This is a genomic window from Pseudomonas sp. PS02303 (genome assembly GCF_029959925.1).
Lineage (GTDB): Bacteria > Pseudomonadota > Gammaproteobacteria > Pseudomonadales > Pseudomonadaceae > Aquipseudomonas > Aquipseudomonas mandelii.
The window spans coordinates 1-13897 of record NZ_JASCOM010000157.1; the positions used below are offsets into that span (position 1 = coordinate 1).

The following is a 13897-nucleotide window of genomic DNA, read 5'->3' on the forward strand; positions in this document are numbered from 1 at the left end:
GAGCAAGCTCGCTCCCACATTGGATCTGCGGTGTCAGCAAACTCCTTGTGGGAGCGAGCTTGCTCGCGATGGCGGCATAAGTAGCACCACAGACTTCATGTCCAACGGAATACCTTATGACCTCAATCGTCTCTTTGACTGTCGAAGCCGGCTTACAGGCCGAACAGGATCTGCTGGCGTCAGTCTGTGCCGGTGATGTTGAGTTTGGTCTGCTGTTCTGGCAACCCGGCGACCGCGCACTGGTCATGCCCCGACGCCTGAATCGTCTACCCGGCTTCGAAGCGGCCTGCGAAGTCTCAGCCGCCGCCGGTTGGCCGGTGCTGTTGCGTGAAACCGGCGGCGAGCCAGTGCCGCAATCGGCTTCCACCATCAATATCGCCCTTGTCTACGCACCCCCGCGTAGCGAAGGCGATCAAAATCGAATCGAAGCCGCTTACCGCCGACTCTGCGACCCGATCTGTCAGTTACTGGATGAGCTGGGCGGCGTTTCGTCCTTGGGCGAAGTCGACGGCGCATTCTGCGATGGCCGTTTCAACGTTAACCTCGACGGCCGCAAGATGGTCGGCACTGCCCAGCGCTGGCGCCAGAGCAAGGGCGGTACACGTCCGGTCGGATTGGTACACGGTGCGTTGTTGCTGGATAACGAACGTGAGTCGATGGTCGCCGCAGTCAATCGCTTCAATGAAGCCTGCGGCCTGGAGCAGCGGGTTCGCGCCGAAAGCCACATTGCTCTGCATGAGAAATTTGCCGCACCCGATGCGCTCGGGCGGCTTGATGCGCTTTATCGCCAGTTGCTGGTAGACATGTTCAAGGCTTAACGCGTACCAAAGACCACCATGGTCTTGCCTTTGACGTCCACCAGGTTGCGTTCTTCCAGATCCTTGAGCACGCGACCGACCATCTCCCGTGAACAACCGACAATCCGCCCGATTTCCTGGCGGGTCACTTTGATCTGCATGCCGTCCGGGTGGGTCATGGCATCCGGCTGTTTGCACAGTTCCAGCAGACAGCGGGCGACACGACCGGTTACGTCGAAGAAGGCCAGGTCGCCGACCTTGCGCGTGGTATTGCGCAGACGCTGTGCGATTTGTCCGCTGAGCACGTAAAGAATGTCTGGATCTTGCTGGGACAGCTCGCGGAATTTTGCATAGCTGATTTCTGCGACTTCACACTCGATCTTCGCGCGTACCCAAGCGCTGCGTTCCTGCTCAAGCCCCGCTTGTTCAAACAGACCCAACTCACCGAAAAAGTCCCCGGAGTTCAGGTAGGCGATGATCATTTCGCGGCCGTCGTCATCCTCGATCAGGATCGTGACCGAACCCTTGATGATGAAGAACAGCGTTTCCGAGCGATCACCGGCACAAATGATGTTGCTCTTGGCCGCATAACGACGGCGCTGGCAATGCATCAACAGCTTGTCGAGGTTCTTGATTTTGGGGGTTGGGGCAATAGCAACCATGGTTGTATCCCGAAAAGACTTCACGGTGTGTTTGGTTTTTTTATGAGTCGCAGACGACGGCTGCGCAAAGGCTGGCCATGCGCCAGCGAATTGGCGCCAGCTTAACAGACACTTCCTGCAATATTCGAGAATTTACCTACGGTTCAGAAGGTTATGCCCTACAAATGCAAGGCACTGCCAGTCCGGGGCCCTGTGCTAAGCTGGCGACCCTTTTTTATGCAGTGGAGTCTGGCGATGAAGGCACGCATCCAATGGGCTGGCGAAGCCATGTTCCTCGGTGAATCCGGCAGTGGACACGTCGTGGTCATGGACGGTCCGCCCGATGCAGGTGGTCGCAACCTGGGGGTCCGGCCGATGGAAATGCTTCTGCTGGGTGTCGGCGGTTGCAGCAATTTCGATGTGGTCAGCATCCTCAAGAAGTCCCGTCAGGCCGTCGAAAGCTGTGAAGCCTTTCTCGAAGCCGAGCGCGCGACCGAGGATCCGAAAGTCTTCACCAAGATCCACATGCACTTCGTGGTCAAGGGCCGGGGGCTGAAAGAAGCCCAGGTCAAACGCGCCATCGAGCTGTCGGCGGAGAAGTATTGCTCGGCTTCGATCATGCTGGGCGCGGCTGGCGTGGCCATTACCCACGACTACGAAATCATCGAACTCGGTTGAATCGACATTCAACTATCATAAAAGCAGTGCAGACTCTGGCGATCCCAAGCTGACGTCTGCATAATGCGCCACTTTTTTCAGGGTAACGGCCTCGTCATCGACAGGCTGCGAACCCGAACAGACAACCAAAATCGCCATCGCGAAGAGGTGTTAACCGTCCTACGCAGCTGCGTTGTTCGCATCTGACGGGCATGCTTGATCACGCGGCCCGGGCCGCAATACATAGAGAGTTTTTAACGGTGAAAAGCAAACTCAAGCTCCACGGGTTCAATAACCTGACAAAGACCTTGAGCTTCAACATCTATGACATCTGCTACGCGGAAACCCCGCAAGACCAACAGGCTTACGTCGAGTACATCAATAAAGAGTACAACGCGAAACGCCTGACGCAGATCCTCACGGAAGTTGTCGATATCATTGGTGCCAACATCCTGAACATTGCCAGTCAGGACTATGAACCCCAGGGCGCCAGCGTCACGATTCTGATCTCTGAAGAGCCGGTAACCCCGACCGACAGCCAGATCGAAGAATCGCCGGGCCCGTTGCCCGAGATTATCCTGGCCCATCTCGACAAGAGCCACATCACGGTGCACACCTACCCGGAAATCCACCCGGACGACGGCATTGCGACATTCCGTGTGGACATTGACGTGTCGACCTGTGGCGTGATTTCACCGCTTAAAGCGCTCAACTTCCTGATTCACCAGTTCGATTCGGACATCGTGACCGTGGATTATCGCGTGCGCGGCTTCACCCGTGACGTGGAAGGCAAAAAGCACTTCATCGACCACGAGATCAACTCGATCCAGAACTACCTGTCCGAAGACACCCGCGGCGCGTACCAGATGACCGACGTGAACGTGTACCAGGAAAACCTGTTCCACACCAAAATGCTGCTGAAGAACTTCGAACTGGATAACTACCTGTTCGGCGATGCCACCAGCAACCTGTCTTCCGAGCAGCGTGCTCAGGTGACTGACCGTGTGAAACACGAAATGCTGGAAATCTTCTACGCGCGCAACATGCCGAACTAAGATTTCAAGCACAAAAAAGGCGACTTCCTCACGGCAGTCGCCTTTTTCATGTCTGGAATACAGAACCTTGTGGGAGCGAGCCTGCTCGCGAAGAGGCCCTGTCAGGCAACGTATCGATCAGATCCGGTAAGTACTCTTGGTCATTACCTTGGCCAACAGACTCATCCCGAACTTCACCGGCGCCGGAAAACGAAAACCTCCGGCATCCAGCGCACTCTCGGCATGATGTTCTTCATCAATCCGCATCTGCTCGAGAATGGCCCGGGACTTTTCATCTTCCGCCGGCAATTGCTCGAGGTGCTCGTTCAAGTGTTTGCACACCTGATGCTCGGTGGCTGCGACAAAACCCAGGCTGACCTTGTCGCTGATCAATCCGGCCACTGCGCCAATCCCGAACGACATGCCGTAGAACAGCGGGTTGAGAATGCTGGTGTGGCTGCCCAGTTGCTGGATGCGTTGCTCGCACCAGACCAGGTGATCGATTTCTTCTTCGGCAGCATGTTCCATGGCGGCCCGCACGTGCGGCAGCTTGGCAGTCAGGGCCTGACCCTGATACAGCGCCTGGGCGCAGACTTCACCGGTATGGTTGATGCGCATCAAGCCAGCAACGTGGCGGGTGTCTTCGTCACTCATTTGCGCATCCGGCTGCACGATGGCTGGCGACGGACGGTATGGCTGGCCACTGAAAGGCAGCAACGTTCGCATCGCGGCATCGGCTTGCAGCAGAAGACGGTCAATCGGCGAGTAGTGACGCTGGGTAGTCATGCTGACCTCCGGGAGGAATCTCGGCGGCCAGTTTAACCCAATCGGCCGGGGAAGGTTTGCGCTGGGTCATACGGGAGTGGCTGGCCACTCCCTCGAAGCTTTTTGCAATCAGCCCGGCGGCCAGTGCATCTGGCGCTGACCCAGCACATGCATATGAATGTGGTAGACAGTCTGCCCGCCCAGTTCATTGCAGTTCATGACCACACGGAAACCTTCTTCGCAGCCCAGTTCCAGGGCCAGGCGCTGGGCGGTGAACAGAATATGTCCGGCCAAAGCCTTGTCTTCCTCGGTGAGGTCGTTGAGGGTGCGCACCGCTTTTTTCGGAATGACCAGAAAATGCACCGGTGCCTGTGGGGCGATGTCGTGGAAGGCCAGTACCTGGTCGTCCTCGTAGATGATCTTCGCCGGGATTTCCCGGTTGATGATCTTGGTGAACAGAGTATCCACAGCTGTTTTCTCCGTTGTTTGGGCTGGCTTGAGTGTACTCATGGGTTATCCCCGAGCCCAGCCTTTTACCTTGAGGCCGGGTCAGCGCGGGCAGTAGGCCTTGTTGACCATGCCAGCGATTGTCCGATTGAGCCAGCGAGAGCCCAGCCGTGGCAGGAGGGCGCGCCAGCGATTGCCTCGACCGGGAATGATGATCGCTCGATTTTTCTCCAGGGCGCGCACCGTATACAGCGCAACCTCTTCGGGACTCATGAGCATGTTGCTGTCGGCCAGTTTGCCGGTGTCCAGTTGAGCGGTACGGAAGAACCCGGTACGGGTCGGGCCGGGGCACAGCACCGAGACCTTGACCGCACATTTCTTCAGTTCGACGCGCAACCCTTCGGAAAAATGCAGCACATAGGCTTTGCTGGCGTAGTACGTGCTCATCCACGGGCCGGGTTGGAATGCCGCCATTGAAGCGACGTTCAGAATTTGTCCGCCACCCTGCAAGGCCATGCTGTTCCCGATGGCATGGCACAAGCGGGTGAGGGCCAGGATGTTCACTTCGATCAGGTCCTGCTCGGTCATCCAGTCCTGGGCCAGAAAAGGTCCGCAGGTGCCGATGCCGGCGCAGTTGACCAGCAAATCGATTTGCCGGTCACCTTCTTCCAGTTCCAGCAGGAACCCGGACAGCCGTAGCGGTTCGCCAAGGTCACAGGCGCGGAACAGCACTTCCACGCCAAAGCGTTGGGTCAGTTCAATGGCAATACTTTCCAGCTGATCACGTTGTCGGGCCACCAGAATCAGGCTGCGGCCTCGGCGGGCCAGCGCTTCGGCCATCGCCAGGCCGATCCCACTGGAAGCGCCAGTGATCAGAGCGTAACGGGTCATGCAGTTCTCCATCGCAGCAGCTCCGCGCCGGCGACGCGGGTGTCACGGGCGGGGAGCGCTGTTCATTCTTTCGCAGAGTCTACAGGGACCGGGGCTTATTCGGCTTCATCGTCTGCAGAATCGGGTGCCTGCTCAGCCTCTGCGGCCGGCTCGACTTCCACTTCTTCAGTGATTACCGAGCTGCTGTCATAGCTGGTTTCGGCAGCAGTTTCATACTCTTCCTGGATCGCCGTAAGGCCTCCGGCCAGCGCGCCAACCAAGACGATGGCGATCAACACCACCCACAACGAAGACAACACTTTGACCGCCGTGGTGTTGGGTGGAGGCGGCGCGCCATAGCGATTGGCGATGTTGGTGCCCGGGGCGATCATGATCACGAACGGGAAGAAGCTGCCTACGAAGGGTACGAGGTTCAGCAACCAGAGCCAGCCGGACCAGCCGATGTCATGCAGGCGCTGGACACTGATCTGAATGCTCACGACCGCCATGGCAATGAACAGCATGAACGCAACCAGGCCACCGAGTATCAGGCCTGCGGTCGAATCGGCGCTGATGATGGCGAAGGCGAAAATGGCCAATACCGAACCGACGGCCAGGGTGACCAGCGTCAGGACCATCGTCCAGGCGAGATAGCGCAAACGACCGATGCGGCCTTCAACGCTGAATGGCTTGAGTGGAGCATACGCGGGCAGGCTTTCGCCGACAGTGGCTCGGGGTGGTGCGTAAGGGGATGCGGGGTCGGCAAATGCCGGTTGGCTGGCGACAGGCCTGTGTTCGTGGGCTTCGTCCAGGTTCAGCTCAATGGACGATTCGCTTTCGATGCGAGCATCGATGCCGGTTTTCGTCAGCGCCTGAAGGTAGGTTTGCGCGTCGGCGTGCGACAGGTCTTTCTTGAGCGTAACCGTCTTGCCAGTGAATAGCCGTTCGACGGCCGCGACTTGGCTGTTGTAGAGTTTAGCCAGGTTCTCTCTGGCGCTGGCGGCGTCAACACCTGGCAGCAGAGCGCCGTCGAACACGATCTTGAAACGGTTGTCGCTCATTGCGAGGCATCCTTGTCGCGAGAATTTGTAATAGGGTGTGTTTCAAGCGTGGATTGTAAGGCCAGCCGGGGCGGGCTGGCCAAACTTTCATCTCATCGTGGCCAGCGTTTGGGCAGCTCGGCCGCCAGTTCCAGAGCCTTGCGGTATTCCGCGTCAAGTCGAGCGACCAATTGATCGACGCTCGGCAAATCATCGATTTCCCCGACACCCTGGCCCGCAGACCACACGGTTTTCCAGGCTTTGGCTTCATCGCTGATCGGCTTGAGTTTGGAGCCGAAGTCGACTTCGCCCTTGCCTTGCAGTGCCGCCATGTCGAAACCGGCAGCCTCCAGGCTTTGACGCATGAAACTCGCGGGTACGCCTGACACTGCCGGCGTATGGACGATGTCTGCGGCTCTGGACGTCAGCAGCATCTCTTTGTAGGCGTCAGGCGCATGACTTTCGGTGGTGCCGATAAATCGCGTACCGAAATAGGCCAGATCCGCGCCGAGCAATTGCGCAGCAAGGATCTCGTGGCCGTGGTTAAGGCAGCCTGCCAGCAACAGGGTCTTGTCGAAAAACTGGCGAATCTCGGCAATCAGCGAGAACGGGCTCCAGGTTCCAGCGTGTCCACCGGCACCCGCTGCCACGGCGATCAAGCCGTCCACACCGGCCTCGGCGGCTTTCTCGGCATGGCGCCGCGTCGTCACGTCATGGAACACCAGTCCGCCATAGCTGTGAACGGCATCGACTACTTCTTTCACTGCGCCGAGACTGGTAATCACGATCGGTACTTTATGCTCGATGCAGATCGCAAGGTCAGCTTGCAGCCGTGGGTTAGTGTTGTGAACGATCAGGTTGACCGCGTAAGGCGCCGGGTTCTCCAGTGTCGCCAACCCTGCTTCGATCTCTTCCAGCCAGGCCTTGAAGCCGCTGCTCTCGCGCTGGTTCAGCGCAGGAAAGCTGCCGACGACGCCGTTACGGCAGCAGGCGAGCACCAATTGCGGATTGGAAATCAGAAACATCGGCGCTGCCACTACCGGCAGACGCAAGCGTTGTTCGAGCAAAGCGGGCAGCGACATTGGAAGTACCCCGGTGAGTTGTGCTTATTAGAACGGCCGAACGACGACCAGAATTACGATAGCCAGCAATATCAGAACCGGCACTTCATTGAACCAGCGATAAAAGACATGGCTGCGGGTGTTTTCGCCACGGGCAAAACGCTTCACCTGTGCGCCGCACATGTGGTGGTAGCCGATCAGGATCACCACCAGGGTCAGCTTGGCGTGAATCCACGCGCCTTGACTGAAGAGGCTCGGGTTAAGCCAGATCAGTGCAATGCCGAATATCAGGGTAGCGATCATCGCCGGGCCCATGATGCCGCGGTACAGCTTGCGCTCCATGAGGCTGAAGCGTTCCTTGCTGACGGTGTCTTCGCTTTGGGCGTGATAAACGAACAGACGGGGCAGGTAAAACAGGCCGGCAAACCAGCAGACCATGCTGACGATATGAAGCGCTTTGAGCCATAGATAAAGCATTTTTAGTTATTCCCAGGTTCACGGTAGCCCGAATAGTAGAGAAAGTGTCCCGTCTCGGACATAACTGTTCAATTTTGACGGCGTCTTTTGCGGCCAGACTGCGTTGCCGCTCCTCGCCATAGCGAGCTATGACTCGTCGCGGGGCCTTGCCAGGCCACAAAAGCCACTCGCCAAAAGTTGGGCGATATGCCCGAGAAGGGACACATGAGCCGCCACACGTCACCTAAGCGGTTGTCGCAGGGCCGCGCGGCCCCTATTATCGACGGCTTTCCAGTGGGTTCGTTGAGGGCAGGTTTATGGTCAAGGTCGGTATCGTCGGCGGCACGGGTTACACCGGTGTCGAACTGCTGCGTCTGTTGGCACAGCATCCGCAAGCTGAAGTGGTTGTGATCACTTCCCGATCCGAGGCCGGTCTGGCCGTGGCCGACATGTACCCGAACCTGCGAGGCCACTACGACGGCCTGGCCTTTAGTGTTCCGGACATCAAGACGCTGGGCGCTTGCGATGTGGTGTTCTTCGCCACGCCTCATGGTGTTGCCCATGCACTGGCCGGTGAGTTGCTCGCAGCGGGGACCAAGGTCATCGACCTGTCGGCTGACTTCCGTCTGCAAGACGCTGCCGAGTGGGCCAAGTGGTACGGCCAGCCTCACGGCGCGCCGGAGTTGCTGGAGGAGGCGGTCTACGGTTTGCCGGAAGTCAATCGCGAGCAAATCAAGGATGCGCGCCTGATCGCGGTGCCGGGTTGCTATCCAACGGCGACGCAATTGGGTTTCCTGCCATTGCTGGAAGCCGGCCTGGCCGATACCACGCGTTTGATTGCTGACTGCAAGTCCGGTGTCAGCGGTGCCGGTCGTGGCGCTTCGGTCGGTTCGCTGTACGCCGAGACGTCGGAAAGCATGAAAGCCTACTCCGTCAAAGGTCACCGTCACTTGCCGGAAATCCGCCAGGGTCTGCGTCGTGCAGCGGGCAAGGACGTCGGTCTGACCTTCGTTCCGCACCTGACACCAATGATTCGCGGCATTCATTCGACGCTGTATGCGACCGTCGTGGATCGCTCGGTGGATCTGCAGGCGTTGTTTGAAAAGCGCTACGCCAACGAGCCGTTCGTCGACGTGATGCCAGCGGGCAGCCACCCGGAAACCCGCAGTGTTCGCGGTGCCAACGTTTGTCGTATCGCCGTGCATCGTCCGCAGGACGGCGATCTGGTGGTGGTGCTGTCGGTAATCGATAACCTGGTCAAGGGTGCGTCGGGTCAAGCGGTGCAGAACCTGAACATTCTGTTCGGGCTGGATGAGCGCCTGGGCCTGTCCCACGCCGGCATGCTGCCGTAAGGCTTTATCCCGCTCAGCAAAAAGGCCCGTCTGACGGGCCTTTTTGCATTTCGAACCGGCAATCGGTTTTATTGCTATACCATAACAATAGTTGACCGATTTTCTAGGAGAAGCGGATAATGCGCGTCATCACGCATTATGGCGGCGTAACGCCGGGAGATAGTCAGCATGAGCGTCGAATCCTTCACCCCCACCGCTTTGCAATTCACCCACGGTGCCGCGCACAAGGTGAAGAGCCTGGTCGATGAAGAGGGGAATGATCGCTTGAAGCTGCGCGTATTCGTTACGGGCGGCGGTTGTTCAGGTTTTCAGTACGGCTTCACCTTCGATGAAGAAGTGGCCGATGACGACACCATTGTCGAGCGCGAAGGTGTGAGTCTGGTCGTAGACCCGATGAGCTTCCAGTACCTGGCCGGTGCCGAGGTGGATTATCAGGAAGGTCTGGAAGGTTCGCGTTTTGTGATCAAGAACCCGAACGCGAGCACCACGTGTGGTTGCGGCTCTTCGTTCTCGATCTGATCGCGCTTCACCGCAGTATCAAGCGCCGCATGGCTTCAGGGCTTTGCGGCGTTTTGCTGTGCGGCGTTTATGCCGGGTAGATGGCGCCGAGTACGCGCAGGCCGCGGGCGCCGGTGACGCTCGGGCGGTTGGCGGCGATGCCTTCCAGGCAGCAATGAGCCAGCCAAGCGAAGGCCATGGCTTCGACCCAGTCCGGGTCCACACCATAAGCGGCAGTGCTGCTGACACTCGCGTTCGGCAGCCGGGCGGCCAAACGGTTCATCAGCGTGGCGTTGTGCGCGCCACCACCGCAGACCAGCAGTTCCTGCGTGTCCGATTGGGCGTGCTGCAATGACTCGACGATGGTCAGTGCGGTCAGTTCGAGCAGGGTTGCTTGCACATCTTCCGCGGCGAAGGGCGGCAGCTTCGAGAGGTGCTGTGTCAGCCATGGCAGGTTGAACACTTCTCGGCCGGTGCTTTTCGGGCCTTTGGTTACGAAGAATGGATCACTCAGCAATTCATTCAGCAGAACCGGTTCAACCTTGCCACTGGCAGCCCATTGGCCGTCACGATCAAAATTGTCGCCGCGTTGCTGATGAATCCAGGCATCCAGCAGGACGTTGCCCGGGCCGCAGTCGAAACCGGCGACAGGTTTGCCGGGCTCGATCAGGCTGAGGTTGCTGAATCCGCCGACATTCAACACCGCACGATTGCCGGCACGTTCATCAAACAACGCTTCGTGAAAGGCCGGCACCAATGGCGCGCCTTGCCCGCCAGCGGCCACATCACGGCTGCGGAAGTCGCTGACCACGGTGATGCCGGTCAACTCGGTCAGCAGGGCCGGGTTGCCGATCTGTACCGTGAAGCCGCGCGCCGGTTCGTGGCGAATGGTCTGGCCGTGGCTGCCAATCGCACGAATGTCTTCGGGTTTCAGGTTGTGTTGGCGGAGGAGAGTGTTAATGCCCTGAGCCGCCAGTTTCACCCAGTTCTGCTGGGCGATGGCGGAGCGGGCAATCTCGTCCGCGCCGCTGGCGCACAAGCCAAGCAGCTCGGCGCGCAGGGAGTCAGGCATGGGGGTGTAGTGCGTGGCGATCAGGTTGATCGCCGGGGTCAGCTCGATTAGCGCAATGTCCAGGCCATCGAGGCTGGTTCCGGACATCACACCGATATAGAGCGTCATGATTTAGCGCTTCGAAGCCAGCATGGTGGCTTTCTCTTGGTCCATGCGCGCCATCAGCGGCTGACTCTGCGCAAGGAAGCGTGCGCGTTCCCCTTTGGAAATAGGGTCGGCCATCGCAACTTTCTGGCCCAGTGGGTCGACGTGCACGCCATTGACCTGGAACTCATAGTGCAAGTGTGGGCCGGTGGAGAGCCCGGTTGTGCCGATATAACCGATTACCTGGCCTTGCTTGACGCTGCCGCCAGTCTTGATGCCTTTGGCAAAGCCTTGCATATGGCCGTACAGCGTACGGTAGGTGTTGCCGTGCTGGATGATCACGGTATTGCCATAACCGCCACGGCGACCGGCCAACAACACTTTGCCGTCACCGGCCGCTTTGATCGGTGTGCCGCGTGGAGCGGCGTAATCGACACCTTTGTGAGCGCGGATCTTGTTCAGGATCGGGTGTTTGCGACCCATGGAGAATTTCGAGCTGATGCGGGCGAAGTCCACTGGCGTGCGGATAAACGCCTTGCGCATGCTGTTGCCGTCGGCGGTGTAGTAGCTGCTGTTGCCTTGCTTGTTGGTGTAACGCACGGCGGTGTAGGTCTTGCCGCGGTTGGTGAAGCGTGCGGACAGGATCGGGCCGTTGCCGACAGCCTTGCCGTTGACGACTTTCTGCTCGTAGATCACATCGAACTCGTCACCCTGGCGGATATCCTGGGCGAAGTCGACGTCATAGCCAAACACGCTGGCCATGTCCATGGTGAGGCTGTGGGACAGCCCGGCACGCGCGGCAGACTGCGATAGCGAGCTGTTGATCACGCCATGAACGTAGGCGGAGCGCACGGTTGGCTTGGCGGTAATGCGGTTGAACGTATAACCCTTGTCATTCTTGGTCAGGGTAATACTTTCGACGTCGCTGAGCTTGCTGTGCAGGTTGCTCAGCTGGCCGTCGGGGGTCAGTTCGAATTCGAGTTTCTGGCCGCGTTTGAGCTGGCTGAATTGCTTGGCCTGCTTGTCACTGGCCATGACTTCATGCACCGAAGTGGCGGGGAGGCCTACTTTCTCGAACAGCGTGGAAAGTGTGTCGCCTTTGGAAACGATCACTTCCCTGTGGTTTGGGGTCTTCTTTTCTTCGGTGACCGGGGCAGGTACAGGCTCGGCCTGGGCGGTTTCCTGTGGCTCTTCAGCGCTGTTTTCGATCTGCGCGAAAGGGGAGGCTGCCGGTTCATTTGTGGCTTGAACGGCTTCAGCAGCGTCTTGATCTTGTGTCAGTTGTTCAGCAGGGCTTTCCAGCTCAAGACTCAGCGTCGTCTTTTTGGCTTCTACATCACTGGAAGGGAATACCAGAAGCGCCAGGCTCAGAAGAGCGGCGATGCCACTTGCTGCGAGCAGGTGGGTCTTCGGGTAAAGCGGTGGCGCTTTAGACGATTCTTTGGTCATAGGTAATTTTTGACTTTGAAAAAGATGAATTGGAAAAGATGAATGACATGATGAAGATGAAATAACTGTATAAAATATAACCAAATCATCTCTGAAGCAAGTCCGCGGTCACTCTGCCAGCGGATTGGCGTCATTGCGCCGGCCAAACTTTGTATTTGACGCGTGATCTTGTATGGTTGGTCCCCTTTGAATTCGAGCCTTGCGGGTCTGTTATGAAGTCGGTTGAAGAGCAGCTAGCGCTGATTAAACGTGGTGCGGAAGAACTGTTGGTCGAGTCCGAGTTGATCGAAAAGCTCAAGCGTGGCCAGCCGCTGCGTATTAAGGCAGGCTTCGATCCGACCGCGCCGGATTTGCATCTGGGTCATACCGTGCTTATTAATAAGCTGCGCCAGTTCCAGGAACTGGGTCACCAGGTGATCTTCCTTATAGGTGACTTCACCGGGATGATCGGTGATCCGAGCGGCAAGAGCGCAACGCGTCCTCCGCTCACCCGCGAGCAGGTTCTCGAGAATGCCGAGACCTACAAGACTCAAGTCTTCAAGATTCTTGATCCGGCCAAAACCGAGGTGGCGTTCAACTCCACCTGGATGGACCAGATGGGGCCGGCGGACTTCATTCGTCTGACTTCGCAGTACACCGTGGCTCGCATGCTTGAGCGCGATGACTTCGACAAGCGCTACACGACCAACCAGCCAATCGCTATTCACGAGTTCCTCTATCCGCTGGTTCAAGGGTATGACTCGGTCGCTTTGCGCGCGGATGTCGAGTTGGGCGGTACCGATCAGAAGTTCAATCTGCTGATGGGGCGTGAACTGCAGCGCGGTTATGGTCAGGAGGCTCAATGCATTCTGACGATGCCGCTGCTCGAAGGTCTGGATGGTGTGAAGAAGATGTCCAAGTCCTTGGGCAACTACGTCGGTATCCAGGAAGCGCCGGGTGTCATGTATGGCAAGCTGGTCTCTATTCCGGATGCGCTGATGTGGCGCTACTTCGAATTGCTCAGCTTCCGTTCCATGGATGAAATCAACGCATTCCGTGCTGATGTCGAGGCGGGCGCCAATCCTCGTGACATCAAGATCAAGCTGGCCGAAGAGATCGTTGCGCGTTTCCATGGTGAAGAGGCCGCGGCCAATGCTCACCGTGCAGCGGGCAATCGTATGAAGGATGGCGAGTTGCCGGACGATCTGCCGGAGATCGAGCTGACGGCTACTGAAGACATGCCGATTGCTGCTGTCCTTAATAAGGCAGGGCTGGTGAAGAACTCGGCGGTGGCCCGTGATCTGCTGAATTCCGGCGGTGTGCGTATAGATGGAGAGGTTGTTGATCGCACCTTTATATACGTGCTGGGCGCGACCCATGTTTGCCAGGCCGGAAAGAAGGCATTTGCGCGTATTACGCTCAAATCTGAATAAAGCTTAAGTTAGGGGTTGACGGCAGATTCTGGAAGTCTATAATTCGCCCCACTTCCGGCGCAGTCGAAACGGAAAACTCCTTGGTAAACAAAGAGTTACGCAGTTTTCGACAACGAGTTGCTTCAGGTCATCGAAGCCCAGAAGGAGTTGATCAGGCGGGGTTGTTTGGCTTGGTTGACGGTTCGATCTTCTCGGTCGAAAGCGGAGAAAAAGAGGTGTTGACAGCAGCGAGTAACGCTGTAGAATTCGCCTCCCGCTAACG

The 13897-nt window shown here is 57.9% G+C and carries 15 protein-coding genes; 6 read left to right on the forward strand and 9 right to left on the reverse strand.

What is annotated here, in order from left to right:
* Positions 1–116 precede the first annotated feature (116 nt).
* A complete protein-coding gene (locus QMX98_RS24735) occupies positions 117–818 on the forward strand; it encodes a lipoate--protein ligase family protein (protein ID WP_282411516.1) in 702 nt (233 codons plus the stop codon).
* On the opposite strand, the gene crp is transcribed toward QMX98_RS24735, so the two are convergent.
* Positions 815–1459, reverse strand: a complete 645-nt coding sequence (gene crp / locus QMX98_RS24740; RefSeq protein WP_008027103.1) for a cAMP-activated global transcriptional regulator CRP — start codon at positions 1457–1459, stop codon at positions 815–817. The genes QMX98_RS24735 and crp overlap by 4 nt on opposite strands.
* 234 nt (positions 1460–1693) lie before the next feature.
* Here crp and QMX98_RS24745 point away from each other — a divergent pair, with 234 nt between their 5' ends.
* Positions 1694–2116 carry an OsmC family protein gene (locus QMX98_RS24745; protein WP_007941657.1) on the forward strand — a complete coding sequence of 141 codons (423 nt, stop codon included), beginning with the start codon at positions 1694–1696 and terminating at the stop codon, positions 2114–2116.
* 239 nt (positions 2117–2355) lie between these two features.
* Positions 2356–3150, forward strand: coding sequence for an adenosylmethionine decarboxylase (speD, locus tag QMX98_RS24750; protein ID WP_010467209.1), 795 nt, complete (start codon positions 2356–2358; stop codon positions 3148–3150).
* Between the two features lie 117 nt (positions 3151–3267).
* On the opposite strand, the gene coq7 is transcribed toward speD, so the two are convergent.
* The 6 genes from coq7 to hemJ all read right to left on the reverse strand — a co-directional run bounded on the left by coq7 (position 3268) and on the right by hemJ (position 7789).
* Entirely contained in the window at positions 3268–3915 is a 648-nt protein-coding gene (coq7, locus tag QMX98_RS24755; RefSeq protein ID WP_010467212.1) for a 2-polyprenyl-3-methyl-6-methoxy-1,4-benzoquinone monooxygenase, read from the reverse strand.
* Between the two features lie 108 nt (positions 3916–4023).
* On the reverse strand, positions 4024–4362 hold the full coding sequence (locus tag QMX98_RS24760; RefSeq protein WP_010467214.1) for a histidine triad nucleotide-binding protein: 339 nt from the start codon (positions 4360–4362) through the stop codon (positions 4024–4026).
* A gap of 81 nt (positions 4363–4443) precedes the next feature.
* A complete protein-coding gene (locus QMX98_RS24765; protein WP_010467216.1) occupies positions 4444–5232 on the reverse strand; it encodes an SDR family oxidoreductase in 789 nt (262 codons plus the stop codon).
* Positions 5233–5327: 95 nt separating this feature from the next.
* Entirely contained in the window at positions 5328–6272 is a 945-nt protein-coding gene (locus QMX98_RS24770) for a DUF805 domain-containing protein (RefSeq protein WP_077747324.1), read from the reverse strand.
* Between the two features lie 92 nt (positions 6273–6364).
* Positions 6365–7333 carry a nitronate monooxygenase family protein gene (locus QMX98_RS24775; RefSeq protein WP_010467219.1) on the reverse strand — a complete coding sequence of 323 codons (969 nt, stop codon included), beginning with the start codon at positions 7331–7333 and terminating at the stop codon, positions 6365–6367.
* A 27-nt stretch (positions 7334–7360) separates the two neighbouring features.
* Positions 7361–7789: a protoporphyrinogen oxidase HemJ gene (gene hemJ, locus QMX98_RS24780; protein WP_010467221.1), complete on the reverse strand. Its 429-nt coding sequence runs from the start codon at positions 7787–7789 to the stop codon at positions 7361–7363.
* Positions 7790–8085: 296 nt separating this feature from the next.
* Here hemJ and argC point away from each other — a divergent pair, with 296 nt between their 5' ends.
* Positions 8086–9120, forward strand: coding sequence for an N-acetyl-gamma-glutamyl-phosphate reductase (gene argC, locus QMX98_RS24785; protein ID WP_010467224.1), 1035 nt, complete (start codon positions 8086–8088; stop codon positions 9118–9120).
* Positions 9121–9288: 168 nt separating this feature from the next.
* Positions 9289–9639, forward strand: a complete 351-nt coding sequence (gene erpA, locus QMX98_RS24790; protein ID WP_007947969.1) for an iron-sulfur cluster insertion protein ErpA — start codon at positions 9289–9291, stop codon at positions 9637–9639.
* A 67-nt stretch (positions 9640–9706) separates the two neighbouring features.
* On the opposite strand, the gene QMX98_RS24795 is transcribed toward erpA, so the two are convergent.
* On the reverse strand, positions 9707–10798 hold the full coding sequence (locus QMX98_RS24795) for an anhydro-N-acetylmuramic acid kinase (RefSeq protein ID WP_282411517.1): 1092 nt from the start codon (positions 10796–10798) through the stop codon (positions 9707–9709).
* Positions 10799–10801: 3 nt separating this feature from the next.
* Entirely contained in the window at positions 10802–12223 is a 1422-nt protein-coding gene (locus QMX98_RS24800) for a peptidoglycan DD-metalloendopeptidase family protein (protein ID WP_221107508.1), read from the reverse strand.
* A gap of 212 nt (positions 12224–12435) precedes the next feature.
* On the opposite strand from QMX98_RS24800, the gene tyrS reads away from it, so the two are divergent.
* Positions 12436–13635, forward strand: coding sequence for a tyrosine--tRNA ligase (gene tyrS, locus QMX98_RS24805; RefSeq protein WP_010467228.1), 1200 nt, complete (start codon positions 12436–12438; stop codon positions 13633–13635).
* Positions 13636–13897: the final 262 nt, after the last annotated feature.

Coding starts and splice junctions, on each gene's coding strand:
- argC (WP_010467224.1), top strand. CDS start 8,086: ATGGTCAAGGTCGGTATCGTCGGCGGCACGGGTTACACCGGTGTCGAA.
- QMX98_RS24775 (WP_010467219.1), bottom strand. CDS start 7,333: ATGTCGCTGCCCGCTTTGCTCGAACAACGCTTGCGTCTGCCGGTAGTG.
- tyrS (WP_010467228.1), top strand. CDS start 12,436: ATGAAGTCGGTTGAAGAGCAGCTAGCGCTGATTAAACGTGGTGCGGAA.
- QMX98_RS24795 (WP_282411517.1), bottom strand. CDS start 10,798: ATGACGCTCTATATCGGTGTGATGTCCGGAACCAGCCTCGATGGCCTG.
- crp (WP_008027103.1), bottom strand. CDS start 1,459: ATGGTTGCTATTGCCCCAACCCCCAAAATCAAGAACCTCGACAAGCTG.
- QMX98_RS24770 (WP_077747324.1), bottom strand. CDS start 6,272: ATGAGCGACAACCGTTTCAAGATCGTGTTCGACGGCGCTCTGCTGCCA.
- coq7 (WP_010467212.1), bottom strand. CDS start 3,915: ATGACTACCCAGCGTCACTACTCGCCGATTGACCGTCTTCTGCTGCAA.
- QMX98_RS24735 (WP_282411516.1), top strand. CDS start 117: ATGACCTCAATCGTCTCTTTGACTGTCGAAGCCGGCTTACAGGCCGAA.
- QMX98_RS24745 (WP_007941657.1), top strand. CDS start 1,694: ATGAAGGCACGCATCCAATGGGCTGGCGAAGCCATGTTCCTCGGTGAA.
- QMX98_RS24765 (WP_010467216.1), bottom strand. CDS start 5,232: ATGACCCGTTACGCTCTGATCACTGGCGCTTCCAGTGGGATCGGCCTG.
- QMX98_RS24800 (WP_221107508.1), bottom strand. CDS start 12,223: ATGACCAAAGAATCGTCTAAAGCGCCACCGCTTTACCCGAAGACCCAC.
- hemJ (WP_010467221.1), bottom strand. CDS start 7,789: ATGCTTTATCTATGGCTCAAAGCGCTTCATATCGTCAGCATGGTCTGC.
- erpA (WP_007947969.1), top strand. CDS start 9,289: ATGAGCGTCGAATCCTTCACCCCCACCGCTTTGCAATTCACCCACGGT.